Source organism: candidate division TA06 bacterium B3_TA06 (assembly GCA_005223075.1).
Taxonomy (GTDB): domain Bacteria; phylum Hydrothermota; class Tepidihabitantia; order B3-TA06; family B3-TA06; genus B3-TA06.
In genome coordinates, this window is the sequence record NJBO01000023.1 from 1 (window position 1) to 25,897 (window position 25,897).

The window sequence follows — 25,897 nt, forward strand, 5'->3', positions numbered from 1 at the left end:
CAGATTTCAGGGCGGCGGAGCGTGCGTTCCGTAACGTTGCCTACCTGCGCAGGATACTGACGTCGAGCGCTCAGAGTCGACTCGTCATACAGACGTTCAGGCCTCGCAACCGGCTTCTTTTGTGGGCGCTTCGGGGAGATTACGAGTCCTTCTTTGCAAGCGAGGTGCGCAGACGCCGTGAGCTGGGATACCCGCCTTACCGGAGGCTGCTTTTATTTGAACGAGGGCTAACCAAATCGTCCTGGGATGCGGATAAGTTTCTGCAAGTTATCGAACACGAGGGGGCCGAGATCCTGGGACCTTATGCAGGCAGAAGGGGCAAGACCCGCATTTTGGTTAAGTTACGCCGCGACCTGAATCCGGGTGATCTAATCAACGCCCGCACCCTGCTGCGCTCTGGCTGGCAGGCAGAGGTTGACCCCACCGAAATCCTCTGAGCATTCTCCCCAAAACCTTGACAAGATTTAAATTTAGACTATACTCAAACATATAAAACAAACCTTTAACCAACAAGGAGGACGTAATGTCAGTTACCTTAGCTTTGCTCCTGGCCGCGCCGCTGTGCAATGCGACTGCGGCAGTCGCACCGATCACTTTTGAAGACATGGTGGACTCCGCCCAGCTCGTAGTCATAGCTAAAGTGGACAGTATGTGGGAGAGAATAGATACCCGCTTGCTCGCAGACAGCACCCTAAAAGCCTTCCCATATACTCATGTTGCTGCAGAAATACTAACGGTTTACTATAAGGACACAAGTCTTCTTCCGCATACAAACCTTTTACACCTTGTGTACGGCGGTGGATTAGGGTTGCACATAAATCCTTCCGTTAGTTTTGAAGAAGGAGAAGTGTTTCTTGCTGCCATCACACCCTTTGTGGAATTCCAATCCGGAAATGAAACGGTTTACAGAGTCGTAACACGCCGTTGGAAGTACACCATAGAAAACGATTCGTTAGAAATTCATTACGCCGACCCTCTTCCTATTGAACAGGTAATCGGAACTCTATCCTCAAGGTTTACGCAGGTTCAACCATGAAAAACTTCAATTACATAAAGATTCTAAGCCTGTTATTCACAATTCAAGCGCTATGGGCTTATCAACCATCAGGGTATCATTGGTTAAGTTCCGACATGCCAATCATTTACGAGATAAACCAGAACGGCACACCGGACTGTGAAGGGGAATTCGGGGCAATACACCAGGCTTTTGAAATACCCTTGACAAGATATGTTTCTAGTTTATATTCAACCATATACAACGCAAACCTTAAACCCCGAAAGGAGGGTAAAATGAACTTAGCGTTACTGCTACTCTTAGTAGCACAAGCAGAGGGCAGCTCGGCGGTTCCGCCCCCACTACCGACGTTCGAGCTTATGCTGGATTCGGCCCAGATAGTAGTCATTGGAAAGGTAGACAGCATGTGGTATAGCGTAGATACAATATCAGGTGAAATAAATGGACAACCCTTCAACTCAACCTTACCCCACACTCACATATCGGCTGAGATATTATCAGCCTATGCTAAAGACTCAACCCTGATTCCTCCAACCAATACAATCCATATCAGCCACGAAGGTGGTATGATCAGTCCAGGTAGGTGGGTACATGTGACACCTTCAGTGAGATTTAAAGAAGGTGAGATTTTCCTGGCCGCGATAAAAATCCATCCGCACTTCACAGGTGAAGACGAAACTATCTATTGCGTCTCTACAAAACCATGGAAGTACACCATCCAAAATGATTCTTTAATCGGGGATGTTGAATCAATTCCCCTTGGAGAAGCAATTGATAAGCTTTCTTCTGCTTTCCAGGAGACACAATAATGAAACGCATCAGATTAATCATACTTGCTATCGTATCCCTACCATTAGTGACGGTCTTAAGCGGCTACTATACTTCAGGTTGGCAATGGCCTATAGGGGTAACCGTAACATATAGAATCCATCAAGGAGGTTATCCAGATTGGCACGATGCAATAGAAAGAGCGTTTGAAACATGGAGTAATGTTTCAACAGCCGATATTGGGTTCTTGTGTTTGGGAACTATGTCCGATCCTCCCCAATTCCCTAACTCAGAATGTGAGGTATGCTTCGTAGGATCAGGCTGGGAGTATATATCATCTGATCCCCAATTAGTCGCCGTGAGCCTCACCGACGAAGAATATGGAACCACACAGGAAGTTGACTTGTTTTTCAATGACCAATACCACAACTGGTCAACCAATGGGGCGTATCAAACCTTTGACGTTGAACACGTTGCTGCCCACGAAGCAGGTCATTGGGTAGGATTAGATGAGCAACTTGTCGATCCATTAACCACCATGCATCAAGAGATGAATTGGTATGAAACCTACAAGCGCGACCTTCACTCGGACGACATAGCCGGGGCAAGCTTTTTGTACCCCTACCAAGTCACGTGGGCACCCGAGCTTGACGCGATTTCCGCAGCATACCACCAATTCAACGCGGACGTGGCCATTTCATGGGACCCCACCGGCAAGGAGGTGTATGTCCACATGGCCTACCTGGAAGGCGAAAATTTCGGCCCTGGTTGTTACGAGGACACTACCGGTCAAATTCTTGATCTGATAGTTACTCCTGTCCGCGTAATCTACGTCCCCAACGGGATAGGCTGGGGGCAAAAGGAGATACTTTCGGACTGGCATTTTGCTATCAGCGGTCCCCATATAGAAATCGACGGCGAGGATAACGTTCACGCCATATGGGTAGAACATGATATTAATCCTGGCGACTTTAAGGTCATCTACAGGAAAAGAGACGGACAAACAGGCACATGGGGGTGGCCAATCGAATTAAGGCATAGAGATAGCTATGTCTCATGGCCAACGATTGCCGTGGCCCATGCGCCCACAGCATTGGGGCAGTATCATGATGATATGGTTTACGCCGCATGGGTTGAACGAGATGAAAGCAAGGATGACGACAATCTTGTGTTTGCCCGCTCACATAACAATGGAGATTCCTGGGATACCCCGTATCAAATTGAAGAAAATGACATGATAGGAGTCCCTAAATTGGCTCTCGACTCCACGGCCGGCGTACATCTGGTATGGATAGAGAGAATCGATGGCGACTACTATGACTACCTGTGCTGGAAGAAGAATACCTTTGAGGGAGCGCCCGGCTCCTACTGGAAAACTAAAGTTGCAAAGCAACGATTCAGAATGGGAGCTCCGTCTGTGGCAATTGATGGATACGGATATGTCCATATTGCCTCCGCTTTGATAGTTGGACCGAATGACGAACGCGTCTTTTACGACCGCATAAGTAATTTGGGAGGATCGGGGTCTACCTGGGATTCGCTCGGACCAATATCCCCTGCTCAGGAAAGCGCCGAAAACCCCCACGTGGTGTGCGACAATCTGGGGTTCGTTCATCTCTTCTGGGATGACACGCGTTACCACGATCCCAATTCCAACCCACGAGAAACGGATATGTTCTACTCTCGCAACTTCCACATGGGAGATGACTGGTACTGGGAATACCCAAAAGACGGCAGAAAGATTTACATCCTTCCTCCTTATTCCAGCCCGTACGTTTACGTTAGTGACGTGGCTCAGCCAGATACGTTTGGTGATCTATTCGTAGGGGCTGACGTTAAATGGCCGAATTTTGACAATAATTGGGATGTTTACGCTACACTGGGACGCGAGGACGACGGCGTAAGGGAATTTCCCTGGCCTCCTGGTCAAGCAGCATCATTTATGGCCGTTGAAGAGGAGAATCCTCTTGATACCGAACCTCAGGGCTGTTACCTGAGCGCTTCGATTAACCGACTCTTCTACTTCGCGCCCAGCGAAGCTCTGCTCACTTGCTACTCTATCGATGGGCGTCGTGTCTGGGAAGAAAAGATCAAAGGGGCAGGGCAATTGGAACTCGATTTCTTACCCTCAGGCACCTACTTTGCGCACCTGAAATCCAAAGACGGAAGCTCATCGAAAATAAGAGTGGTAGTAATACGCTAATAAAAAGGCCGACCTTTAGGCCGGCCTCACAGAATCCTAGGTGTGGGAATTATTCTTCTTCCCAGCCTTCTTCTATCCTGTCTTCTTCTACCTTTTCGTATCCTATAAAGAAGTTGATGCCTACGATGGGTGTGTGGGGGTAGAAGCCGTCTACAAATACGTCGTCGTAAGTGCCCTGGGCCTCCCACGCAGCATCAGTCTCAAGCGGGACCAGGTAGCGGGCCTTTGCCTCAAGCCCCACCACAACGCGGTTCTCGAACTTCCAGTAGTAAGCGAGTCCAACACCGGCAGCAAGGGAGAAGTTATTATAGTCATAAGACCACCCCTCGCCGTCGCCGTCATCGGGTGAGCCGAAGCCTGTTCCAATCTCCGAGATTCTGAGGTGAATGTTATAGTCGCCCATCCCGATAACCGGCCTTAAGCGCAGGTGGTCTGAGAGATCTATGATGTAGCCGAACTCAGTGAGATTGATATCGTGGCGGAATGCGGCCTTGTAGTCGCTGCCCGAGGCGGTCTGCCAGGAGTAGGAATTCCCTCCGCCGAGGGTGAAGTTCCATAGCCGGATAACGATAGGAGTGGCGATGCCGATCTGATAACGGGGAATGGAAGCAACGTTGTACTCAGAAAGCGCTGAATGTACCTGGTCCATATTGGTCAGGGTGCCGGCGATACCCGGGCCGCCGTAGATACCCCAGTTCAGGCCGAACCCCACGGCTGCCAGCAAGCAAATAGCAAGTATAATGCGTCTCATTCCCACTCCTCCCACTCGTCGTCATTCGTTTCAACCCGGGAGCTGCCGCCGAAGACAACACCTACGGAGACGAAGGGACCATCCATGTTGAAGCTCACTGCATCCTTATCTATGGAGTAGCCGTGTTCGTCCCACCAGTCGGATTCATAGATTGGGTAGAGATAGCCGCCCTTTACGTTCAGCCCACCGAAAGCGGTCTTGCGCTCATTGGCAGGGAAAAGAAGTGTTATCTCGGCTGCGGCACCTACGTTGAGGAACCCCTTGCCCGCGTCGTAGCTTTCGTCGTCTGCAAAGAACTCGTCGTTGTCGGTTCCATCGTCAGTCGGCGATCCAAAACCGCCGCCTGCTCGGTAACGGCCGATGTGCAGACCCAGACCGCCGCCGCCTATCTGCAGCACCGGTCCGATTAGAACTATATCCGCGATGTTGAAGCGGTAGCCGAACTCGCCGTAGCCCATTCCGTAGCCCATGATGACCTTACAGCTGTCGCCTGTGGCTTCCTTAAAGAAGCCCGCGCCCCAGCCGCCTACCGAGAAGCCCTCTACAAAGCCTTTACCCTGGCCGCCAATGAGAAACATCGGTCCGGAGAACTCGGGGCCGCGCGAGCCGCCAAAGAAGGTGTCGTTGTAACGGGCAAGCTCGGCGTTGAGCCCCTCGAAGTTCGGCATCATCCCTATCGCCATGGGGCCACCGAAACCACCCGCCTGGATGGCAAACGCCGCCACGACAGCTGCCAGTACGATTACTATGGCACGTTTCATCTGCAGCCTCCTTAAGGGTTTACGTACCTTGATCCAATATCCTTAATCCTTAAAGCCTCTCCTCCACCGGAGGCTTTTATGTGAGATTAAGACGAATTTTACACCTCAAAGTTGCAATGTCAAGGCAACCAGAGAAGACCTCCATATGTTGAGTAGTTATCTCACAAATTATCTGTAGGGGCACGGCATGCCGTGTCCCTACAGTCTCGATTTGACATAACGTCCTCATGATAGCTCTGCGATCTTTTTGCCGAAGGCAAAAAGGAGCAATCAAAATAGCTCGTCAAGCTTGTAGTAGGCTGCATCCTCCAGAGGATCCCACAAATCTTCTCCGTAGGCGAACCAGAAGTCGCGGTTGTCGGTACGGATGAGTATCTTCATCGCCGATATAAAGGTGCTAACCGAGTCTTCCAACTGCCACGCACGCTGAGTGGTCACTGCGGGGTTCTCGATCAACGCATTGAGCAGTCTGGAGTAACGGTAGCAATAGGCGGGTTCGTACAGCTTGCAGTGATGGTTGGTGGCTATGAGGTGATCTGGAGCGATGTCCGGTTCGTCACTCGGATACCTGATAGCTATCCCCGCGTTGTTAGCTTCCACCACACAGGGGAGAACCGCATTGCTTCCCAGTGCAGGACCGGCACAGTGGATGATATGCGTGCCGGTGCGGGTATGATCAGCAATGGCGGCGTAGATGTCCTTTACGTCATGAGTGCCGCCGCCGTTGTAATCCGCGTTCTCAATCCCCTGACGAATAGACCACAATATCGGCCAGAACTTGCCGGACTCATCCGCGGGCTCGTTGTGGTTGCCCAGGTTGTATGACGCACAAACCCCGTCCTGCGAGATACCGGACAGGCAGCCTATAAAGAAAGGATAGGCGAAGGAAACCCAGCCGATCTCCGAATCGTCCTCTGGCTGGTAAACCACGATTACCGTATTGTCGATGAGAAGTTCGTCGGTGGTCCAGTCCAGGATGCGGCAGTAGATAAGTCCACCGTTTACCGTAGGATCGGAGCTCGTTGCATCACCCCAGGCGGAAAGTGACGAACAGTAGAGAGAAGAGACTCCAAATCCGTAAATAAAATCGGGTACGAACTGGGCGGTGTAGAGGTCGTTGATATCAACTTCCCTGCCGAGGAACTCGCTTGAGGTGGACCAGCCGGAGTCGGCGCACACCTGCCTCCAGCCGTCCAGGAGACCCGCAAGCTCCTCGCCGTAGGGAGTCTGGTTAGGATCAACGCAGTGATCTGTAACGTAGGGCCGGACATTGACCTCGTAATTCTCCCCCCCGCCAAAGTGGTCGAGAAGATAATAATCAAACATCTCGAGGAAGTTCTTACCCAGAAGGTAGCCCTGGGCATAACCCATCTCGTAGTGGGAACCCCAGACGGTAAGGATGGTCTGACCTGACTTTGTCTCCAGACGGCCTTTTAGCTCCTCTTCCCGATGACAAGAGTTAAAAAGCAGGAGTGCAAGTATCGATAAGACCAGGAAGGAAATTAAACGTCGGACTGATTGCATTTTACCTCCATGAGTTCAGGTTATTGTATCTGTCGCGCTTGGGCTGTCAAGCATATCACCGTCGGGAAAGGAATCGGGCCGATCTTATACCCGACCGGGGCACGCTGAGGTCGGCCCATACGATCTTATCCACCTTCGATTACAACTCACAAATTATCTGTAGGGGCACGGCATGCCGTGCCCCTACAGTCTTAGATCTGGAAGATCAGTTCCTCAAATCAATGGGAATTGAAGTTCGGTTACGTTCTTTTCAGGATCCTCCTGATCCCACTCCAGATACACTTCACGTGATGGGGCCTTAACCTTGATGTCGTGTTCGTTAATGTAGGCAAACAGTCCATTCCAGGCGGCATCGGCACTTTCCTCGTCTGATCCGTAATACAAAGTAGTTATAAGCTTACTGCCTTCAATCAGCCTGGATTTGATATCATCTGTTTCAACCTTTTCAGAAACCGGGATACACACCTCCACGTCATCATCGTCGCCCAGTTCGTAGCTGGGGTAGAAGAGCACCAGGGGTTTGCCGTTCATTTTGTCCCCGGCTGCGGCGAGGAGTTTGTCAAAAACTGCCGGTATCCGTGATACCTGACCCGTGAAACGGATGGACGCAACAAGTATATCTTCCACTTGCTTTCTCGTGACTTTTATTCCTTCGATCGGCATTTTATTCCTCCTTATTGAATTAAGGATAGCTACGGGCAGAAATTTGTCAACCTCAGAGCGCTCCTTTTCGTAATCTTGATTGTGGATATCTCCCTGGATACAAACCAATCGTTCGGACATCGCAAAGTATCTACGCGACTTAGGGTTGTCCACAAGTTATCAACACGTAATCCACAGGGGCTGGGGCAATATCTATACATAAATAGTAGGCGCGTTTGTAGCCTAGTTAAAGTGTAGATTTTAACTTGCAACCCACTGTAATACAGAGGGTTAAGATGTTATAGGCAATTAACCCCTAACCTACTTGACAAGCGCACGTAATCCGCCTAAACTACTACGAAGGAGGACGAAGAATGAACAAAGCCGGTCCTGCAAAGATTCGTAAAAGAGACGGTCGAGTTGTTGATTTCGACATAGAAAAGATAACCAACGCCATCCTCAAGGCGGCACAGGCCGTTGGCGGGGAGAACCGGGAGCTGGCCGAGACCCTGGCCCAGCGTGTGGTTGACGAACTTATAAAGCACCACGGGGATACTGGCATCCCCTCTGTGGAAGAGGTTCAGGATATTGTAGAGACGGTTCTTATCCGCTCCGGTCACGCCAAGACCGCGAAGGCGTACATCCTTTATCGTCGCAAGCGCGCCGAGCTGCGCGAGGCCAAGCAGTTCTTTGTAGGAATCCAGGACGACCTCAAGCTTTCGCTGAACGCCTTGAAGGTTCTTGAGCGCCGTTACCTTTTAAAGAACGAGGAGGGTGAAGTTCACGAGACGCCCGCTCAATTATTCAAGCGTGTGGCCGCAGCCCTCGCCGCGCCTGACGGGCGCTACGGCGGCGACGTTGCACGCACCGAGGAACGCTTCTACAACCTCATGACCTCCTTCGAGTTCATGCCGAACTCACCCACGCTCATGAACGCGGGCACCGAGTTGGGGCAGCTTGCCGCATGCTTCGTTTTGCCGGTCGCCGACGAGATGGAGCGGATATTCGAGTCGGTAAAGCACGCGGCGATCATCCACAAAACGGGCGGCGGGACCGGGTTCAGCTTCTCACGCATCCGCCCCAAGAACGACATGGTTCGTTCCACCGGAGGTATAGCCTCAGGACCGGTCTCCTTCATGCGGGTCTTTGATGTTGCCACCGAGGTTATCAAGCAGGGCGGCAGGCGCCGCGGCGCAAACATGGGCATACTCCGGGTCGATCACCCCGACATCCTTGAGTTCATCACCTGCAAGGAGTCGGAAGGGATTCTTGCCAACTTCAACATCTCGGTCGGGGTAACCGAGGAGTTTATGCACGCGGTTCAAGGCGACGAAAACTACAGCCTTAAAAACCCACGTACCGGCAAGGAGGCAGGCCGTTTGCGCGCCAAGGACGTTTTTAACCTCATGGTCACCATGGCCTGGCGCACCGGCGACCCGGGCATCGTCTTCCTTGACCGCATCAACCACGACAACCCCACGCCCAGCCTAGGCTCCATCGAGGCCACCAACCCCTGCGGCGAGCAGCCGCTCCTGCCGTACGAGGCGTGCAACCTGGGTTCGGTGAACCTAGCCAAGATGGTCGCCGATCACTCGGTGGATTACGAGCACCTGCGTAAAACGATCCATGCCGCAATTCACTTCCTTGACAACGTTATAGACGCCGGCCGCTATCCGTTGCCTGAGATAGACGAGATGGTGAAGCGCAACCGCAAGATCGGTCTTGGCGTGATGGGTTGGGCCGACATGCTGTTCTCGCTCGCAATCCCCTACGACTCCGATGAGGCGCTCGGTCTGGCCGAGCAGGTTATTGGCTTCATTCAGACCGAGGCGGTCAAGGCGTCCCAGGGACTTGCAAATAGCCGCGGAGCGTTCCCAAGCTTCCCCGACTCTACCTTTGCCAGCCGGGGCGAGCCACCTCGCCGAAACGCAACACTTACCACCATCGCACCAACAGGCACCATCTCCATCATCGCTGGCTGCTCCTCAGGAATCGAGCCTATCTTCGCCATTTCATTCATCCGCAACGTGATGGACAACACAGAACTCCTGGAGGTAAATCCTGTCTTCGAGAGGCTGGCGCGCGAGATGGGCTTCTACAACGAAGGACTCATAAAGGAGATAGCACGTCACGGCACGGTGGCCAAGATACCCAAGATTCCGGACTCGGTCAAACGCATCTTCGTTACCGCCCACGACATCAATCCCAGCTGGCACGTGAAGATGCAGGCCGCGTTTCAGAAACACACCGACAACGCTGTCTCCAAGACCGTAAACCTGCCCAATCACGCAACCCCCATGGACGTGGCCGACGTTTACATGCTTGCCTACCGGTTGGGGTGCAAGGGCGTTACCGTGTACCGCGACGGTTCCAAATCCTCACAGGTTTTAAACATCGGTTCGGTGAACCGTGAGCAACTGCCTGCAGCCAACAGAGCCACGCAGTCACTTGCCGGTTCCAGGTTCGCAGATCGTATGATCACCGTAGGCTCGGAGTTTACGGCCGGCTGCAACAGGTGCAACTCCTAACACGCTAAGTTGAAGATAGCTTGACACTTAAAGGGCCGACCGAAAGGTCGGTCCTTTGCTTTCGGTGCCACGTTTCGGGCGAAATTTGCCGCGAACTCGTCAGGTTTGAGTGCCACTCGTCACAATTAAGTGGGACAAAAGCTGGTCAAAAGGTGGTCAGAAGCTGGTCAAAAGATGGACAGGGGCGCGACTTCGTCGCGAATGCAAAAGTCAAATTTCAAAATGCTCCGGAGGGCGACGCTTGCGGAGCAAATTTTTAAATGATAGGGGCGGGGACGGCTGGGGTGAAAAAGTTCACAGGGGCCGACCTCAGCGTGCCCCTTGGGATACTGAGTGTCCCATAAGGTATCAGGTCGGCCCATACGATTTTTCTTATTTTGCCATCGCGAGAATAACTACCCATCCTCCCCCTTGACGGGGGAGGGTAGGGTGGGGGTGATCACCCTCCCCTTTATCCCCTACCCTATGGGATACAAAGTATCCCAAGGGGCACGCTGTCCGGTCAAGGGAGGGGTATTTGTGATACTGGTATAGGGTACCCTCTCCGCACCCTTTTGAGGACCCCGCAGGGAAAGGGGGAGACAACGGGTTTAAACCAATTGTAAGTTGTCATTACGAGGAGTTCTTAGGTGGGTGCTATGAGATTGCTCCCTGCGTTCGCCCTCCGGAGCTTCGTCGCTACGCTCCTCGCAACGACAAAAAAGGGCGGGCCGACCTAAAGGTCGGCCCCTACGATCTTTCATAAAGCAGCGAGAGCCTTTAATGATAGAGATGGAGAGAGTAATGCGAGGAGAAAGCAAGCGGTTCAAGACGGTATTGAGTCTTGCGGGGTTTGCAGGCACGAGCAAATAAACGATGCTGCGTCCCTGACGAGCTATCGGTTACTTGACACCCTATCAAAGGTTCTCTAATATCAGACAACTCAAACTAAGCGAAGGCCAACATGAGACGCAGTTGGCTGCATAGTACATATAACTCATTCTAATTTTAACATATCCTCTGGAGTAGTTAAGACTATTTCAATATCTTCATTTGTCTCAATTTCAAACTTTCGGCTTCTTGCTCCGTCATCAAATCCAACTTGTGAAGCTACAATAACCTTCTTAATGGGCTTAGCAGTTTTGGGATGATACTTTGCATCAGTGATAAATTGGCTTAGCACTTTGTAGCCGATGTTGAAGGTTTTAACCTGTATTGGAATACCATCTTGGGTAATACCATCAACGCCCCTATCTGGTGAAGGCTTATTAGCCCTATAAAATTCATTAACCCAGTTTTCAAATTGCCTTGAATCCATTTCCAGTACTTCTGATAGGTCTCTGGATATGTAACGGGTTTCTGCAAATAGCTTATGGCTACGATTCTTGATAACTGAAAAAGCGGTTGGCAACTCGCCTTTCTTCCTTTCAGATGTGTTAATATCAATTCCAATAAACTTACGGTTTAGCTTGGATGCCACGATTACTGCAGTACCACAGCCACAGAAGGGGTCTAAAACTAAATCCTCTTCGTTACTTGAAGCTTTGATAATGCGTTGTAATAAGGCTTCTGGCTTTTGGGTAGGATAGCCTACTCGTTCAGTTTTATCTCTCTCTGGAATTTGAGGCACAGTCCAGACATCATCAGGGTTTTTGGGTTCATCCATATAATATTTGTAAACTTTCCCACCCTTACGCACTTCTCTATATTTCCTACCGTTGCTATCAACCCCGAAGTATCCACCGAAAGTTCCTTCCTCTTGTTCTCTCAAATCTCCAACAGCTTTACCATTGTAGAAGTATTTACCAGTTTTACTGTAATTCAAAAGTGTATCATGTCTTTTGTTAAATGATGTCCGACCAATACCCCCGCTATTCTTATACCAAATTACTTCGTTTCTGGAATTGTTATTGCCAAATATCTCATCCATAACCATCTTCAGGTAGTGCGAAGCTCTATAATCACAATGTAGGTATATGCTTCCCGTCTTCTTTAATACCTTGTGGCAAGCCTGAAGCCTCTCCATCATATACCAGAGGTAAGAGGCAAAATCAGGACGCTTAAGAGCTATATATCGTAACCATTCTGGAGCTTTCTTTCTCATTTCCTCAGCTTTCTCTGACCAGAAGCGTTTTGAATCCTCAAAGGATATTTCCATAGCTCCTGGCTGCCATTTCTTCGTACCCTTTTGTATCTTGCCTGTAAAGAATGGTGGATCAAGATAGATAAGGTCAACCGATTCAGGCTCTATGTCATGCTTCATTACAAAAAGGCAATCGCCATGATAGAAAGCATTCATCGCATTGGCATTATACTGAATCAGGACGGAAATGTCAACCCCCCGACGTTCCTCAAAATCGTTACACCCGTCCCCGTCGTCCGCAGACCAACGGCAAGGCTGAGGCGTTCTGGAAGATATGGATGCGGTACGTCTGAACAAACGATTTTGGTCACATCCGCGTTGAAATCCATTAGTGAGGCAACTCCTTGAGCCCCACGTTGCAGGCGAGCTCTACAGCGAGAAGGTAAAGGAGTTCCTGGACAGCTATCTTTAGCAGTAAGTCGGGTTTGCTCATCTTTAAGAGGTTAGAGGCGAGTTCCGCCAAACTCGCCTCTATTGAAGTTTTATCTTGCTGATAAAACTTCTAAAAGCTTCGAGCGGGTTATGAGAACCCGCCCGAAGCTTAAGTATCGGGGCGACTGGATTTGAACCAGCGACCCCTAGCACCCCAAGCTAGTGCGCTATCCGATCTGCGCCACGCCCCGATCGAAAACGGCATTGTTCTTAAGGAACACTCCGCCGTCCTGGCTGAATTATATAGTGGGACTCCTCGGTGTCAAGCTGCTGAGCCCTCCCACGGTCACGTACACATGGTTTTTATCGGGCTGGGTCACGTAGCGACCCAGCGGGGCGGTGAGCTTGACAACGGATTTGTTCGGCCTATGCTTCTCTCCAGAGGCAAAAGTGAAGCTAGTTCATCTTATCCAGCCTAATAGGGTCTTTCTTGACCTCGAGGCGAAGAACCTGGAAGAAGCGATAAGGCTACTTGTACCGCTCGTGGTTAGAGATGAGCCTAGAGTAAATGAGAAGAGAGTGATTGATGAGGTCCTGGAACGAGAGCGCCTTGTCTCAACCATCGTGGGAAGGGGATTTGCCCTTCCGCACGCCCGCTCCGATGAGGTATCCGAGCTTACCATAGGTGTGGGTATCTTCCCTGAAGGGCTCGAAGATCCTACCCCTGACGGCAAGCCGGTTAAGGTGGTCTTTTTGCTCCTTGAGCCTAAACGGGTCTCCAAGTTCTATCTGAAGACCTTAGGAGTGCTTGCTCGTCTGGCCAGGATTGAGGGTATCGTGCACAAGCTGGTTTCCGCTAAAGACCCTGAGCAATACATAGATACGATCAAAGAGACCAACCTGGTGGTCACCGAGCGTCTGTGCGCCGGAGACATAGCCCGAAGCATCGAACCGGCGCGGCTGGGGATGAGCGTAAAGCAGGTTGCCGATCTCTTCTTCCGCAATGAGACCCTCACCTTGCCTGTCGTCGACGCAGAGGAAAAGGTGGTGGGAGTTGTTCGCTGCGTCGATCTCCTGGGAGCGGCTATGCCCGAATACGCTCGCATGATCGGCGGCCTTAGGTTCCTATCAGAGTTCGAGCCATTTGACCGATTCCTGCACGATGAAGACCGCATGCCGGTGGATTCGGTTCTGACAAAAGATTATATCAAGGTGGAGGAAGATGCATCCATTGTTGAGGTAACCAGCCTTCTTTTGCATCACAAGGAGAACGCCCTGGTAGTCACCAAAGAAGGGAACTACCTTGGGATGGTCTCATTGCGTGACATCATAACCAAGGTGATGCGCACTTAAGACCGATGTCTTCACAAGCCTGGATTGCCGCCGCAATCTTTATCGCAAGCTATATCGCCATAGCTACGGAGAAAATCGATCGCACCATCATAGCGCTCCTCGGGGCGGCTCTGATGTTAATAATAGGGCTTATAGATCAATCCAACGCCTTCAGGCATATAGACCTCAATGTGATCTTCCTGCTGGCAGGGATGATGATCATCGTGAACATCGTGAAGCGCTCAGGGCTCTTCGAGTGGCTTGCCCTCTCTACCGCAAAGGTGACGGGAGGAAGACCAATCCTACTGCTCATTACCCTGTCGCTGATTACGGCATTCACCTCCGCATTTTTGGACAACGTAACCACCATGATGCTTATGGCTCCTATGACTCTCTTGATAGCGGACGCGCTGCGCATAGACCCGGTGCCCCTGTTGATTTCTGAAACCATGGCCTCCAACATCGGTGGCACCGCTACCCTTATAGGTGATCCGCCCAACCTGCTGGTCGGAAGTGCGGCTAATCTGAGCTTCCTTGATTTCCTTACGAATATGGCACCGTTGGTTCTGATCATACTGGTGGTTTTCACACTTATGGGAACCGGTCTGTTTGGAAAGTCCCTTCGCAGAACCTCCCCCAACGTCGCGGCCCTGGCATCTTTGCAGCCCCGCAAGGCCATAAAGGACAGGTATCTGCTCTGGAAGTCGGTGGGTGTGCTGGCGGTCGTTTTCATGGGGTTTATACTTCACGAGATGCTTAACATCTACCCCGCCACCGTGGCCCTGGGGGGTGCGGCACTTCTGCTCCTCTTGTCCCAGCTTCCCCCAAAGAAGAAAAAGATAGACCCTGTTGAGACCCTGCTCGCCGAGATAGACTGGCCCACCCTGTTCTTCTTCATAGGGATGTTCATAATGATAGCAGGGCTCCAGGCAACCGGGGTCATCGGTGTGATCTTGAACCTCCTGACCTCACTTACCGGCAGCAACGTGCTCTTCGCATCCATGGTAATAATGTGGGGTGCGGCAATTCTGACGATGGTTACCTCGGCGGTGCCTTTTGTGCTTGCGATGATCCCTGTTATCGGCGGGCTCGTTGCCCAGGGTATCGAGCCTATCGAGCCTTTGTGGTGGTCGCTTGCGCTGGGTGCGTGCCTTGGAGCAAACGGGACGATGATCGGAAGCGCCGCCAACATGGTTGTTGCAGGCATCTCCAACCGCTCAGGGCACCGCATAACCTTCGGCAACTTCACACGAAAGGGTCTACCTGTTACCTTCGTTTCCCTGATTCTTGCAAGCCTCTACGTCTGGCTGCGCTACTTCGTGCTGGCAGGCTCATAGAGAGATGCCGCGAGATTCGGTTATGGAACGTAATCACTTCCTGATCCCATGAGCACCCAAGCCTGGATCGCCGTCACTATATTCGTCGCGAGTTACATAGCGATTGCTACCGATAAGATCGACCGCTCCATGGTTGCCATAATCGGCGCCACCCTTATGCTGGCCTTAGGGATCCTGGATCAGGAAATCGCCTTTGCCCGTATTGATCTAAACGTGATCTTACTTCTTGCCGGGATGATGATCATGGTAAACATCATCAAACGTTCGGGACTTTTTGAGTGGCTTGCCATCTCCACCGCCAAGGCTACCGGAGGTCACCCGATACTTCTCTTGATTGCGCTTCCCCTGATTACAGCCATCACCTCCGCTTTCCTGGACAACGTAACAACCATGATACTTATCGCCCCCATAACCCTGGTGGTTGCCAGAACCCTACGCCTCAATCCGGTGCCGCTCCTGCTTGCGGAAACAATGGCCTCAAACATCGGGGGAACCGCTACCCTGGTGGGCGATCCTCCCCACATGCTGATAGGAAGTGCGGCAAACCTGAGTTTCCTTGATTTCCTTAAGCACATGGGCCCAATCGTCGTTATAATCCTCGTGATCTTCGTTGTTATAGCCAACTTGACTTTCGGCCGCGCGCTTCGGAAAGTCCCCTCTCACGTCGCCGGACTCGCATCGCTGTCTCCCAAAAAGGCGATAAAAGACTCCTATCTTCTGTGGAAGTCAGTAGTGGTGCTTGCCATTGTGTTCACGCTGTTTGTGCTTCATGAGACCCTGGGAATGAAACCCGCCACTGTGGCCCTTATAGGCGCATCTCTGCTACTGATCCTCTCCCAGCTGCCTCCCAGGCAAGGCAAGATGGACTCCATGGGGATACTCTTAGCCGAGATAGACTGGTCCACCCTTTTCTTCTTTATAGGGATGTTCATCATGGTCGCCGGGCTGCGGGCAACCGGTGTGATTGAGGCTATCGCGAATCTGGTGATGAATCTTACCAGAAGCCATCCCCTTTTAACCGCGATGGTAGTCCTATGGGGGTCGGCTTTTATGACCATGATCCTCTCGGCCGTCCCATTCGTTGTGGCGACGATTCCGGTAATCCAGTCCCTTGCCGCCCAGGGAGTAGGCCCTGTGGAGCCTTTGTGGTGGGCGCTTTCTTTGGGTGCGGCCCTCGGAGCGAACGGCACCTTTGTCGGAAGCGCGGCAAACATGGTGGTGATCGGGATCTCCACCCGATCGGGTCATCCTATAACCTTCACTAACTTCACAAAAAAAGGGCTGCCGATTACAATAGTTTCACTTATTCTGGCAAGCCTTTACGTCTGGCTGCGCTATTTTTAATGCTCCTTTACCCTGCGGGCACGTGTGCCCTGAAAGGGTAAAAGATCGCTGGAATAATCTGAGCAAGACGACCGTTAGGTCATCCCTGCAGACAGGGATCCAACCTTACTGGAGGGCGTGCTACGGATTACGGGTTACGGGGGTTACGGGTTGACTGCGTCACATCGCGTCCTATAATCCAGTAAAACAAGGAGGATCGCTTGAAGAAGATTGCACTCATAACTTTGGCGGCGTTGCTGGTTGTGTCCCTGGGGTGTTATTATGCGGACGAGGCGTCTGATACGGCAACCGAGACCTACCCAGCCGACCTCTACAATCGGGTCGAAATAGAGACCGGGAACGGAGAGATAACCTCATCGGTAAGCTCCGACTCTCTCATTACGATAACCCTTACCAAGTGGGTCACCGGCCCCTCGGCAAAAGCCCATCTGGATGATATAGATGTCTCGGTTACCAAGGATACCGTCAATGGCACCCTCCGTGTCTCTGTCACAATCCCAATCAGCACTGTGCGAAACTACGGCTGTGACGCTGACATTGAACTGCCCGCATCTATCTATGTTGATCTTGAGACCTCAAACGGCAAGATGAGGGCTGCAGGTCACCAGAACAGCCTGCGCCTCGTGACCTCCAACGGCGAGATAGATATCGCCAAAACCGCTGGCGAGGCTGACCTTTTTACCTCCAACGGTGATATAGGTGTCGATCGCCATGCAGGCGATATCACAGGTGAAACCGCTAACGGCGAGGTGACGGCGGACGTGATTATGCCTGTAAAGGATGGAACCTGCAGGTTCATCTCCTCCAACGGGGCGATTACAGTAGCGGTGCCTGATTCGGTCTCGGCAAACATCTATCTCAAAACCTCCAACGGCGAGATAAGTGTTGATGCCGATCTCCACACACAAGGTGACTACAACTCTGACGAAGACATCTACGAAAGCACGATGGGCGACGCATCCGGCGAGATAGACCTTGAGACCTCCAACGGCAACGTAAGCCTGAAAAAATTAGAGTAAACCACCTAAAGATAGTTAAAGAGGCCTCTTAAGGGGCCTCTTTTCTTGTCAACTCAAGAGTTGCAAAACAGTAAAGGCGGGCTATAGTTTCGTATGAGAAAGGGTCTAATCCTTCGACCGGCCTCTCCTGAGGACGCAGGCCAGACAGCTCCCCTCTTTTACTCAACCGGCCCGGCGGCGTTCAACCTCGCCTTCGGTTCTCAAGATAAGGCGATCTCCATAATCCGTAGACTCTTTGCAAAACCCGGTAATCCGATGAGCTTTGAGCACACCACTGTCGCGGAACTGAAAGGACAGGTTATAGGGCTCCTGACCGTCGCCGACCGCACGATCGAGGCTCGAACCCAGCCACAGATGGGAGCCGAACTTTTGAGGATCTGCGGCCCACTACCCCTTCTGGCCAGACTACCGATCCATCTTCGCCTGCAACGCCTGACCAGGCTGGCCCAGGACGGAGAACTTTGCATCGAAGACATCGCCGTTGCCCCTCAGGTGAGAGGAAAGGGGATCGGTCGCCTACTTATGCAGGAAGCCGAACGTCTTGCAAGACGTAAAAGATACACCCTTATTTCCCTCTACGTCCTGAAAGACAACTTCCAGGCCATCGGCTTCTACCGCAGGCTCGGCTACGTTTGTGATGAAGAAAAGGCCGATGCGTGGCTGGCAAGACGCTTTGGATTCCCGGGCTTCCTGCGAATGATCAAGCCTATCTTTCAGGTATCTGATGGTTGAGAGAAAACGTACCGTTTTGAGATTGATCAGCGGGGTTGCACTCCTTGTTGCAACCGGGATCGCAGCGTTTTACCTCTCGGATCTAATGAGCGGGGTAATCAAAATCGAGTTTCTCAGAGCAATCCTGGGCGCGAACGTCTTGGTCGCAATCCTTCTGGGGATGCTCCTGGGCAACCTCGTTCTTGAGCGAATAAAAGGGGCGGTCGAGTTCCTCGCACCTGGCCTTGAGCTCTACAATCTCTTCTTGAAGTTAGGCATCATCCTCCTCGGCGCGCGGATCATCTTCTCCGATCTGGCGCACCTGGGAGCTATCGGACTCGGGATAGTGGTGATAAAGATTAGCTTCTCGATCTTCTTCGTTATCTTCCTCGCAAGGCTCTTCCGTCTTCCCGAAAAGCTTTCCCTGCTTCTTGCCGGGGGCATAGGAGTGTGCGGGGTAACCGCTATCATGGGCACCAGCGAGGTTACAGGCGCATCGCGCGAGGATACGAGCTACGCGATAGCGACGATCCTCCTCTTCGGGACAGTGGCGATTATCGTCTACCCCTTCATCGGCTGGCTCCTTAAGATGAGCGCAACGAGCTTTGGGGTGTGGGCCGGCCTGGCCATAGAAAATACCCCGCAGGTGGTAGCCGCAGGCGCAATCTACGATCACATAGTGACGGGTACGCTATCCGGATCGGCCAAGGTGGTAGCCACGATCACGAAGATGTGCAGAAACGCACTTGTCGGCTTCGTGATACTTGGGTTTGCACTCTACTACACAAGGAAAGGGCTAGCCAAAGGAGTAAAGCATAAGGGAAGATTCCTGTGGCGAAAGTTCCCAAAGTTCGTGCTGGGATTTATCCTCTTCGCGGTACTCGCCTCGCTCGGGGTCTTCGGGCCGCCTCAATCGCTCGTGCTTCGATCGTTTGCCTTTGCCGAACGATGGGCGTTTCTCTTTACCTTTGCCGGCGTTGGTCTCGCGACACGCTTCAAGGACATGGCCCACATAGGCTACAAACCCCTCGTTGTTGGGATATTGGCTGAGGTAATCGTATCGGCCCTCACCTTACTGGGCGTTCTACTTCTGGGCAAGCTATTGACGTTCTCCACATAGGTATCAGGATTCAGATAACACACCCTTCTACTTGCCACACAAGGACGGCATAGCCTTAGGAGAACTTTAACCTATTGAATGGTAAGTTAAGTTAACTTTTAACCCAATCCACATTTACGTGTCCAAAATCCTTGACAAGCCGGCGAAAAATCGTTACTATCCAAATCGGTTGGGGCTATTGCGTGTCTGAAGGTAGATGTTTGGAAGACAGTGTAAGTGAATCCTGGAGGCGAGCTTGCCTGAAAACAGCTCGGCAAGCTGGCAGGCTGACTAAGTTAGGAGAACTCAGATGGGCAACGATTATTTCAAACCTACGGAGTACAGGTTAAGGTGTCTTGCCTGCGGCAAGGAGTTCACCGAGGACAATCACCTTCTTGCCTGTGACGCCGACCACGGCCCTGCGTTTTTGCGCGCAGAATATGCAGCTAAACAGCTTACCATCAGGGAAGAGGCTAAGGGCATGTTCCGCTTCGGGGATTGGCTGCCCCTGCGCAGGCCGATAGAAAACTCGGCTTTGCCGGTGGCATACAAAAGCGAAGGGCTTGCATCTCATCTGGGACTCTCAAACCTCTGGATAGTGTTCTCAGGCTACTGGCCTGAACGAAGTGCGGACATGCGCACCTGCACCTTCAAGGAACAGGAGGCCCCACCGGTCTGCTCGCGCCTTGCATCCAACGATAAGACTCTTGTGCTCGCCTCGGCAGGCAACACCTCAAGGGCTTTCGCAGAGATCTGTTCTGCCAACGACATCCCTCTCCTGATGGTTGTCCACGAGGCGGGACTGGGCTGCATGTGGTCAACAAAACCCTTCTCAGATTCGGTCAAGCTGGTTGCTGTAACGGGCGGAGCAGACTACTTTGACGCAATTCATCTTTCTGGCATGATTGCTTCTCTTCCCGGCTACCTACCCGAAGGCGGGGCAAAGAACGTGGCGCGCCGTGACGGGATGGGAACGTCGGTGCTTGCCGCGGTAACTACAGCGGGCCGTATTCCTGATCACTACTTCCAGTCGGTGGGTTCGGGCACCGGAGGAATCTCCGCGTGGGAGGCGGCAGAAAGGCTGCGCGCCGACGGCCGTTTCGGTAACGTAGGGATGAAGCTTCACCTTGTGCAGAACCACCCCTTCACCCCGATAGTAGACGCATGGAACCACGGCTCACGCGAGCTTTTACCCATGGACGAGGCGGAGGCCAGACGGCGTATATCCCAGATCAACGCCCACGTTTTGTCCAACCGCAGACCGCCCTACTCGGTTAAAGGTGGGGTCTACGATGCGCTCGCCGACACCCAGGGTCATATGTACTCGGTGACCAACGCGGAAGCACAACTAGCCGCTTGGTTCTTCGAAGAGACGGAGGGCATCGACCTTACCCCTGCGGCGGCCGTGGCTGCAGGAGCGCTGAAGAAAGCAATCGAGCGAAAGACGGTTAAAACATACGATATGGTGCTCTTGAACGTCACCGGCGGCGGCCAGAAACGTCTCTTTGCCGAACATGAGATCCACAGGCTCGAACCTCACATAACCCTGCGGCGCGATGAGATCTCGGAGGAGACGGTTCAAAGAATCTTTGATTGAAAGAAGGAGATAAAAGGATCATGAGGGATCTTTTTGCAAAATGCGGCGAGGAAGGCGGTTACTTTTCTTACTTACGCATGCAGCGTGACCGCTACTTTACGCTGCCCATTCTTGAGGGGATGCCCGGCCCTCACATGGTCTTTCAGGGTCGCAAGGTTATCCAATGGGCGATCAACAACTACCTTGGACTGGTGGGTCGTCCTGAACTTATCGAGACCGCACGCGAGGCCGCGGCCCGCTGGGGCGTGGGTGCGCCCATGGGCTCGCGCTTCATGACAGGCAACACCGAGCGCCACACCGAGCTTGAGCGAAGGCTCGCAAGGTTCTCAGCAAAAGAGAGCGCCATCCTCTTCAACTACGGCTACCTGGGTGTGATCGGCACCATAACCTCGATGATAGGCAAGGACGACGTGATCGTTATCGACAAGCTGGCCCATGCCTCGATGATGGACGCGGCGTTTGCCACCCGCCAGTTCATACCCTTCCGCCACAACGACATGGTAAGCCTGGAACGTGCGTTGCGGCGCGCCAGCAGGGATCGCGAGGGTGGGGTCCTTGTGGTGGTGGAGGGCGTCTACGGGATGACCGGCGACCTGGCCGACCTTCCAGGGATAGTTGAATTGAAGAACAAGTACGGTGCCCGCCTGTTCGTTGACGACGCACACGGATTCGGCACCATGGGCAAGGGTGGAGGAGGCATCGGATTTCACTACGGTCTCCAGGATGAAATCGACATCTACTTCGGCACCTTTGCCAAGGCGTTTGCGGCCATCGGTGGCTTCAGCAGTGCCGATGATACGGTGGTGGAATACATCCGCTACAACGCCCGCACCCAGATATTCGCCAAGTCCCTGCCTATGGTGGTGGTTGAGGTGCTCATAAAGGCCATAGACATAGTGGAGTCCGAACCCAAGCTTGTAGAAAAGCTCTGGGAGAACGCGCGCAAGCTGCAGAACGGTCTGCGCGAATTGGGCTTTGATCTCGGAAACACCGCCTCTCCGGTCACACCTGTCTACATCCCAGCCGCCGATCTCGAGACCGCCATCCGCTTCATCCACAAGATGCGCGATGAGAAGGGAATCTTCGTCTCCGGTGTGATGTATCCGGTGGTTCCCAAAGGTGTGCTGCTTTGTCGTATGATCCCGACCGCCGCCCACACCGAGGAGGACATCGAGATTACCCTTAAGGCTTTCCGCGAGGTCCGCGACGAGATGAAGCTTTGGTAACTCCTCCCTTTCTCCTTCGGAGAAAGGATCGGAATATAAAAAATGGTTAATTGTTAGTGCCCCCGCGCGGGGACGCGCAGCGTAACCCGTGGGGTGTAATGTGAGGTCCCCAAGCAGGGACGTAGTACCTGCTTGGGGTGTTAATCCTTGTAGCGGTTGAAACGACTCATCTTCATGAGCCAGGCGGGAAACGCCTTGCCAGGCTTGCGCTTGCGCAGATCAATGCTGATCTTCTTGATAAGGTTCAACCTGGTCGCCTCGGCGAGCTCGATCATGGTGCCGTCAGGATCGGCAAAGTAGGCGAAAAGCGCGGTTGCGCCGTGCCCCATCTCGAAATCCTCGGTGTTAGGTTCAAGCAACGGCTTGGCCCCTCTACGGACAAGCTCATCAAACGTAGCACGGATATCGTAGACATCGAAGCAGATCTCCATCTGTCCTATATCACCCCATCGTCTCCCTTCGTAGATATGCGGGCCCTTCTCACCTTCAACCTCCACCAACTCGATCCAGCCGCGGTCGAGGTAGAAGCTGTAGAAGGAGATAGAGGGACTGGGATCATGCAGAAGAACACGCCGCATAGGACGATCGCCTCCAGGGATAGAAGCCAGCATCGGATCAATGCCCTTCCAGTCGTAAACCACCTGGCTGTAATCCAGTATATCCCTGTAGAAACGAAGGGAGCGTTCCATATCGGTCACTGCGATAGTAGGAAAGATCGCTCCTCCTACCCGTTTGCCGTCACGACGTAGCGAGTACTTCATGCCGGGAATTTCAACCAGGTAGATGAGCAGGTTGTCGGGGTCCTTAATCAAGGCCGCCTTCCAGGACGGCTTGGCAGGCCAAGGCATGGGGCCAGCAATGATCGTATCCGTAGAATCGGCAAACAACCCAAGGGCGCGTTCAATCTCCGTAACCTTAAGGGCGGTTGCACTCATGCCCGGATCACCCCATCTCCAATCGGCAGGGAAAGGCATGGGATCGGTAGAGATATACTCATATAGCTCAAGAGTGGCACCGCCCAGAAGATTAGCTGCGATGACAACCTTGCGCTCGTAGTCGCCCCCCACTATGGGCTCCATCCTTGAAGCATAACTCTGGTTCAAACTCATGGGTACATCGAAACCGAGCTTACGGTAAAAAACCCACGAGCGGTCACGGTCAGCCACTCCAAATCCCAAGTGCTGCATTGCAGTAATCAAGAGATCTCCTTAGTTCTAAGTCGTTCGGGGGGGGCACTAAATCCACCCCAACACCACTCCTCCGTTAGGAATTAAGCATAATCAATCGAACGCCGCTGTCAAGTCGTGGGCTTAAAAGTAAATGAGCTTAACCTTTACGTCCGGGATACACCCCTGGACGTCCATGAAATTATACATATGAAGTATGGTTTTTGGCTGAGCTTTACATCTATGTGCCCGAAAAATCAAGGCTTGCCTCTTAAATAATCAAGGAATCCTGTCTTGCTCTTTGAGTATCCTTTTAAAGGGCCATGGAGAGGACAACAATTCCTATAATAAGACTATAGTAATGATTTAACTATGGACAGAGATTTGCACATCTATCAAAGCGGACTATCATTGGGCAAAAGAAAGGAGCATAGAATGATGCAGTCACCGGAACAGATAAAGCGGCAGCAGGAACTGGACCGGAAACTTAAGGAGAATTTGGGACGGATCCGCAAGAAGCTATTTGTGCTCTCCAACAAAGGCGGGGTTGGCAAGAGCTTTGTGGCCACAAGCCTTGCGTTGATCGCGGCAAAGAAGGGACTTCAGACCGGCATACTGGACGCAGACATCCACGGCCCCTCGATTGCTCACATGCTGGGCTTTGCCGGTATGCCCCTGGGCGTCACCGAGGAAGGGATTGAACCTATCGGTGTGCGTGACAACCTTGTTGCGGTAAGCACCGCCTCGCTTCTGCGGAGCCAGGATGACTCGGTTATCTGGCGCGGACCATTGAAGATGGGGCTTCTAAAGCAGTTTTTAGCCGAGGTGCGCTGGGGCGAGCTTGATCTTTTGGTGATCGACTCGCCGCCCGGCACAGGAGATGAGCCATTATCCATCGCACAGCTGATCCCTGAGATGTGCGGCGCAATAGTTGTAACCTCGCCGCAGGACGTGGCACTTCTGGATGCACGCAAGTGTATTAGCTTCCTCAACCAGCTAAAGATACCTGTCCTGGGGATACTTGAGAACTTAAGCGGCATGGTGTGCCCGCACTGCGGCAAGCGGATAGACGTGTTCAAGATAGGAGGAGGAAAGCAGGCAGCGCTGGATTTGCAGATCCCGTTCCTGGGTGCCATCCCTATTGACATGGCGATCGTTGAAGCCTCAGACTCAGGCAAGCCCTACGTTTTGGAACATCCAGAAAGCGAAGCGGCAAAGGTGCTTGAGGCGATCATCGAAGAGGTAAACAAGCTCTAAAATAGATCACACAGTAGAGGCCGACCTTTAGGTCGCCCCACCTTCTAACTCAATGCATCTTTTGACGCATCGGCTGGCGGGAATCCGCCATACCTTTGCCACCATTGGTCTCGGAACGCGGTAAAGGTCAAGCATGCAGCCTTCAAAGGCTCATCAAAAGCATCTATCCCAAAGGCTAGGATAAGATTGTTAGTTGTGAATGAGAAGATTCGAGCAAATTCTATAAGAAAATGTAAAAGTTGGCTCTCTTCAACAAAAGGACCCCAATAAAGGGTTCCTTTCCTTTCAAGCTCCGGGGTTCGAGTCTGTAGCATAATCATTATACCTTTATAAGTGGGATGCGTACCGTATTCACAAAGCAAGTGATACGCAGATTCCAAAGCGTCTCTTTGGTTCTTGGGGAGATCAAGTTTTTGATTTATAAAGTTGCGTATGGCACCGGGAGAAAATTTCGTCAGACGCTCTTCCCTATCAGCGTTTTTCCATTCTTGAATCGCGGAAGTTTTTAAGGCAAACATTGCAAGGAGCATAGCCCATTCCAGCAACTCTCGTAGAGGCATAAGTGAAATTTGGCCGTAACCAGAACGCAGAAGGCTGTATGCCGAAGTGCAATCGTTATAGAGGCTGACTCCAATATGTTTTAAGACGAGTTCGTCAGGATTCTTGTGTCCTCTATCCCTAGTTGCCTTTACGATGATGTTTATAGAATCGTGTATAAGTTCAAGATGTTCTCTCCATTCAGGATGCTTGTAAATAATCTCAAGCGATTTATGGCGGCGCTCTTCCATTGCATCGTGCAGTTTGGAGAGTTCTGTGGGAACGGGCGGCACTATCTTGGGTTTATTTCCTTCAGGCATCCTTAATTCTCTCAATCCTGAAGGTTTTGTCAATCTCTGTGCGAGCCTAAAAAATAGGGAGTCCCCAAATTGGGGACTCAAACCAATCTCTTTTGAAACCCTTAGTGGGCTTCATTACAATTATAGTCTCAAGTTCCAACTTGTCAAGTCCTGTGGAAAACTCTTCAGCAGAAAGATTTCGCCCATCCATTGGCCATTCTAACTTGCAATACCGTATTTGTCAAGAGAAATGAAACATACCCGGCAAGTCATCTTTAGCTAACTTT

At 52.0% G+C, this 25,897-nt stretch carries 21 protein-coding genes and 1 tRNA gene; 14 read left to right on the top strand and 8 right to left on the bottom strand.

Going from position 1 to position 25,897, the window contains the following annotated elements; translation table 11 throughout:
- The 4 genes from CEE36_10205 to CEE36_10220 all read left to right on the top strand — a co-directional run.
- Positions 1-437, top strand: a 437-nt coding sequence (locus tag CEE36_10205) for a hypothetical protein (protein TKJ39661.1), incomplete at its 5' end; no start/stop codon positions are given.
- Positions 438-523: 86 nt separating this feature from the next.
- Positions 524-1,036, top strand: coding sequence for a hypothetical protein (locus CEE36_10210; GenBank protein ID TKJ39662.1), 513 nt, complete (start codon positions 524-526; stop codon positions 1,034-1,036).
- A 254-nt stretch (positions 1,037-1,290) separates the two neighbouring features.
- Positions 1,291-1,824 carry a hypothetical protein gene (locus tag CEE36_10215; protein TKJ39663.1) on the top strand — a complete coding sequence of 178 codons (534 nt, stop codon included), beginning with the start codon at positions 1,291-1,293 and terminating at the stop codon, positions 1,822-1,824.
- Complete coding sequence (locus CEE36_10220; protein TKJ39664.1) at positions 1,824-3,986, top strand: hypothetical protein; 2,163 nt, start codon at positions 1,824-1,826, stop codon at positions 3,984-3,986. Before CEE36_10215 ends, CEE36_10220 begins: the two co-directional genes overlap by 1 nt.
- Before the next feature lie 49 nt (positions 3,987-4,035).
- Here the strand turns inward: CEE36_10220 and CEE36_10225 are convergent, their stop codons facing one another.
- The 4 genes from CEE36_10225 to CEE36_10240 all read right to left on the bottom strand — a co-directional run bounded on the left by CEE36_10225 (position 4,036) and on the right by CEE36_10240 (position 7,805).
- Positions 4,036-4,737: a hypothetical protein gene (locus CEE36_10225; protein ID TKJ39665.1), complete on the bottom strand. Its 702-nt coding sequence runs from the start codon at positions 4,735-4,737 to the stop codon at positions 4,036-4,038.
- Positions 4,734-5,498, bottom strand: a complete 765-nt coding sequence (locus tag CEE36_10230; protein ID TKJ39666.1) for a hypothetical protein — start codon at positions 5,496-5,498, stop codon at positions 4,734-4,736. The genes CEE36_10225 and CEE36_10230 overlap by 4 nt, the downstream gene beginning before the upstream one ends.
- Positions 5,499-5,768: 270 nt before the next feature.
- The gene (locus CEE36_10235; GenBank protein ID TKJ39667.1) at positions 5,769-7,022 is read right to left on the bottom strand and encodes a hypothetical protein; all 1,254 of its coding nucleotides are present in this window, start codon (positions 7,020-7,022) and stop codon (positions 5,769-5,771) included.
- 213 nt (positions 7,023-7,235) lie between these two features.
- Positions 7,236-7,805 (bottom strand): hypothetical protein, encoded by a 570-nt coding sequence (locus tag CEE36_10240; GenBank protein ID TKJ39668.1) that lies wholly within the window; start codon positions 7,803-7,805, stop codon positions 7,236-7,238.
- 233 nt (positions 7,806-8,038) lie between these two features.
- Between CEE36_10240 and CEE36_10245 the strand changes: the two genes are divergently transcribed.
- Positions 8,039-10,192, top strand: coding sequence for a ribonucleoside-diphosphate reductase, adenosylcobalamin-dependent (locus CEE36_10245; GenBank protein TKJ39669.1), 2,154 nt, complete (start codon positions 8,039-8,041; stop codon positions 10,190-10,192).
- Positions 10,193-11,168: 976 nt separating this feature from the next.
- Here the strand turns inward: CEE36_10245 and CEE36_10250 are convergent.
- Both CEE36_10250 and CEE36_10255 read right to left on the bottom strand, forming a co-directional pair.
- Entirely contained in the window at positions 11,169-12,470 is a 1,302-nt protein-coding gene (locus CEE36_10250) for a hypothetical protein (GenBank protein TKJ39670.1), read from the bottom strand.
- 392 nt (positions 12,471-12,862) lie between these two features.
- A tRNA-Pro gene (locus CEE36_10255) sits at positions 12,863-12,937 on the bottom strand.
- Between the two features lie 148 nt (positions 12,938-13,085).
- Here CEE36_10255 and CEE36_10260 point away from each other — a divergent pair.
- From CEE36_10260 to CEE36_10295, 8 genes are all read left to right on the top strand, one after another.
- The gene (locus CEE36_10260; GenBank protein TKJ39671.1) at positions 13,086-14,039 is read left to right on the top strand and encodes a hypothetical protein; all 954 of its coding nucleotides are present in this window, start codon (positions 13,086-13,088) and stop codon (positions 14,037-14,039) included.
- A 5-nt stretch (positions 14,040-14,044) separates the two neighbouring features.
- Positions 14,045-15,355 (top strand): hypothetical protein, encoded by a 1,311-nt coding sequence (locus CEE36_10265; protein TKJ39672.1) that lies wholly within the window; start codon positions 14,045-14,047, stop codon positions 15,353-15,355.
- 48 nt (positions 15,356-15,403) lie between these two features.
- Positions 15,404-16,699: a hypothetical protein gene (locus CEE36_10270; GenBank protein TKJ39673.1), complete on the top strand. Its 1,296-nt coding sequence runs from the start codon at positions 15,404-15,406 to the stop codon at positions 16,697-16,699.
- A 200-nt stretch (positions 16,700-16,899) separates the two neighbouring features.
- Complete coding sequence (locus CEE36_10275; GenBank protein TKJ39674.1) at positions 16,900-17,718, top strand: hypothetical protein; 819 nt, start codon at positions 16,900-16,902, stop codon at positions 17,716-17,718.
- Between the two features lie 93 nt (positions 17,719-17,811).
- Positions 17,812-18,450 (top strand): hypothetical protein, encoded by a 639-nt coding sequence (locus CEE36_10280; GenBank protein ID TKJ39675.1) that lies wholly within the window; start codon positions 17,812-17,814, stop codon positions 18,448-18,450.
- Positions 18,443-19,549, top strand: coding sequence for a hypothetical protein (locus CEE36_10285; protein ID TKJ39676.1), 1,107 nt, complete (start codon positions 18,443-18,445; stop codon positions 19,547-19,549). Before CEE36_10280 ends, CEE36_10285 begins: the two co-directional genes overlap by 8 nt.
- A gap of 289 nt (positions 19,550-19,838) precedes the next feature.
- Positions 19,839-21,125 (top strand): cysteate synthase, encoded by a 1,287-nt coding sequence (locus CEE36_10290; protein ID TKJ39677.1) that lies wholly within the window; start codon positions 19,839-19,841, stop codon positions 21,123-21,125.
- On the top strand, positions 21,122-22,351 hold the full coding sequence (locus tag CEE36_10295) for an 8-amino-7-oxononanoate synthase (protein TKJ39678.1): 1,230 nt from the start codon (positions 21,122-21,124) through the stop codon (positions 22,349-22,351). The genes CEE36_10290 and CEE36_10295 overlap by 4 nt, the downstream gene beginning before the upstream one ends.
- Before the next feature lie 140 nt (positions 22,352-22,491).
- On the opposite strand, the gene CEE36_10300 is transcribed toward CEE36_10295, so the two are convergent.
- A complete protein-coding gene (locus CEE36_10300) occupies positions 22,492-23,538 on the bottom strand; it encodes a hypothetical protein (protein ID TKJ39679.1) in 1,047 nt (348 codons plus the stop codon).
- Positions 23,539-23,952: 414 nt separating this feature from the next.
- Here CEE36_10300 and CEE36_10305 point away from each other — a divergent pair, with 414 nt between their 5' ends.
- Positions 23,953-24,774, top strand: a complete 822-nt coding sequence (locus tag CEE36_10305) for an ATP-binding protein (protein TKJ39680.1) — start codon at positions 23,953-23,955, stop codon at positions 24,772-24,774.
- A gap of 44 nt (positions 24,775-24,818) precedes the next feature.
- Here CEE36_10305 and CEE36_10310 read toward each other — a convergent pair whose 3' ends face one another.
- Positions 24,819-25,631, bottom strand: coding sequence for a hypothetical protein (locus CEE36_10310; protein TKJ39681.1), 813 nt, complete (start codon positions 25,629-25,631; stop codon positions 24,819-24,821).
- Positions 25,632-25,897 lie beyond the last annotated feature (266 nt).

What these genes read in the sequence shown, in the direction of transcription:
- CEE36_10210 (TKJ39662.1), top strand. Translation starts at nt 524, where the DNA reads ATGTCAGTTACCTTAGCTTTGCTCCTGGCCGCGCCGCTGTGCAATGCG.
- CEE36_10215 (TKJ39663.1), top strand. Translation starts at nt 1,291, where the DNA reads ATGAACTTAGCGTTACTGCTACTCTTAGTAGCACAAGCAGAGGGCAGC.
- CEE36_10220 (TKJ39664.1), top strand. Translation starts at nt 1,824, where the DNA reads ATGAAACGCATCAGATTAATCATACTTGCTATCGTATCCCTACCATTA.
- CEE36_10225 (TKJ39665.1), bottom strand. Translation starts at nt 4,737, where the DNA reads ATGAGACGCATTATACTTGCTATTTGCTTGCTGGCAGCCGTGGGGTTC.
- CEE36_10230 (TKJ39666.1), bottom strand. Translation starts at nt 5,498, where the DNA reads ATGAAACGTGCCATAGTAATCGTACTGGCAGCTGTCGTGGCGGCGTTT.
- CEE36_10235 (TKJ39667.1), bottom strand. Translation starts at nt 7,022, where the DNA reads ATGCAATCAGTCCGACGTTTAATTTCCTTCCTGGTCTTATCGATACTT.
- CEE36_10240 (TKJ39668.1), bottom strand. Translation starts at nt 7,805, where the DNA reads ATGTCCGAACGATTGGTTTGTATCCAGGGAGATATCCACAATCAAGAT.
- CEE36_10245 (TKJ39669.1), top strand. Translation starts at nt 8,039, where the DNA reads ATGAACAAAGCCGGTCCTGCAAAGATTCGTAAAAGAGACGGTCGAGTT.
- CEE36_10250 (TKJ39670.1), bottom strand. Translation starts at nt 12,470, where the DNA reads ATGAATGCTTTCTATCATGGCGATTGCCTTTTTGTAATGAAGCATGAC.
- CEE36_10265 (TKJ39672.1), top strand. Translation starts at nt 14,045, where the DNA reads ATGTCTTCACAAGCCTGGATTGCCGCCGCAATCTTTATCGCAAGCTAT.
- CEE36_10270 (TKJ39673.1), top strand. Translation starts at nt 15,404, where the DNA reads ATGAGCACCCAAGCCTGGATCGCCGTCACTATATTCGTCGCGAGTTAC.
- CEE36_10280 (TKJ39675.1), top strand. Translation starts at nt 17,812, where the DNA reads ATGAGAAAGGGTCTAATCCTTCGACCGGCCTCTCCTGAGGACGCAGGC.
- CEE36_10285 (TKJ39676.1), top strand. Translation starts at nt 18,443, where the DNA reads ATGGTTGAGAGAAAACGTACCGTTTTGAGATTGATCAGCGGGGTTGCA.
- CEE36_10290 (TKJ39677.1), top strand. Translation starts at nt 19,839, where the DNA reads ATGGGCAACGATTATTTCAAACCTACGGAGTACAGGTTAAGGTGTCTT.
- CEE36_10300 (TKJ39679.1), bottom strand. Translation starts at nt 23,538, where the DNA reads ATGCAGCACTTGGGATTTGGAGTGGCTGACCGTGACCGCTCGTGGGTT.
- CEE36_10305 (TKJ39680.1), top strand. Translation starts at nt 23,953, where the DNA reads ATGATGCAGTCACCGGAACAGATAAAGCGGCAGCAGGAACTGGACCGG.
- CEE36_10310 (TKJ39681.1), bottom strand. Translation starts at nt 25,631, where the DNA reads ATGCCTGAAGGAAATAAACCCAAGATAGTGCCGCCCGTTCCCACAGAA.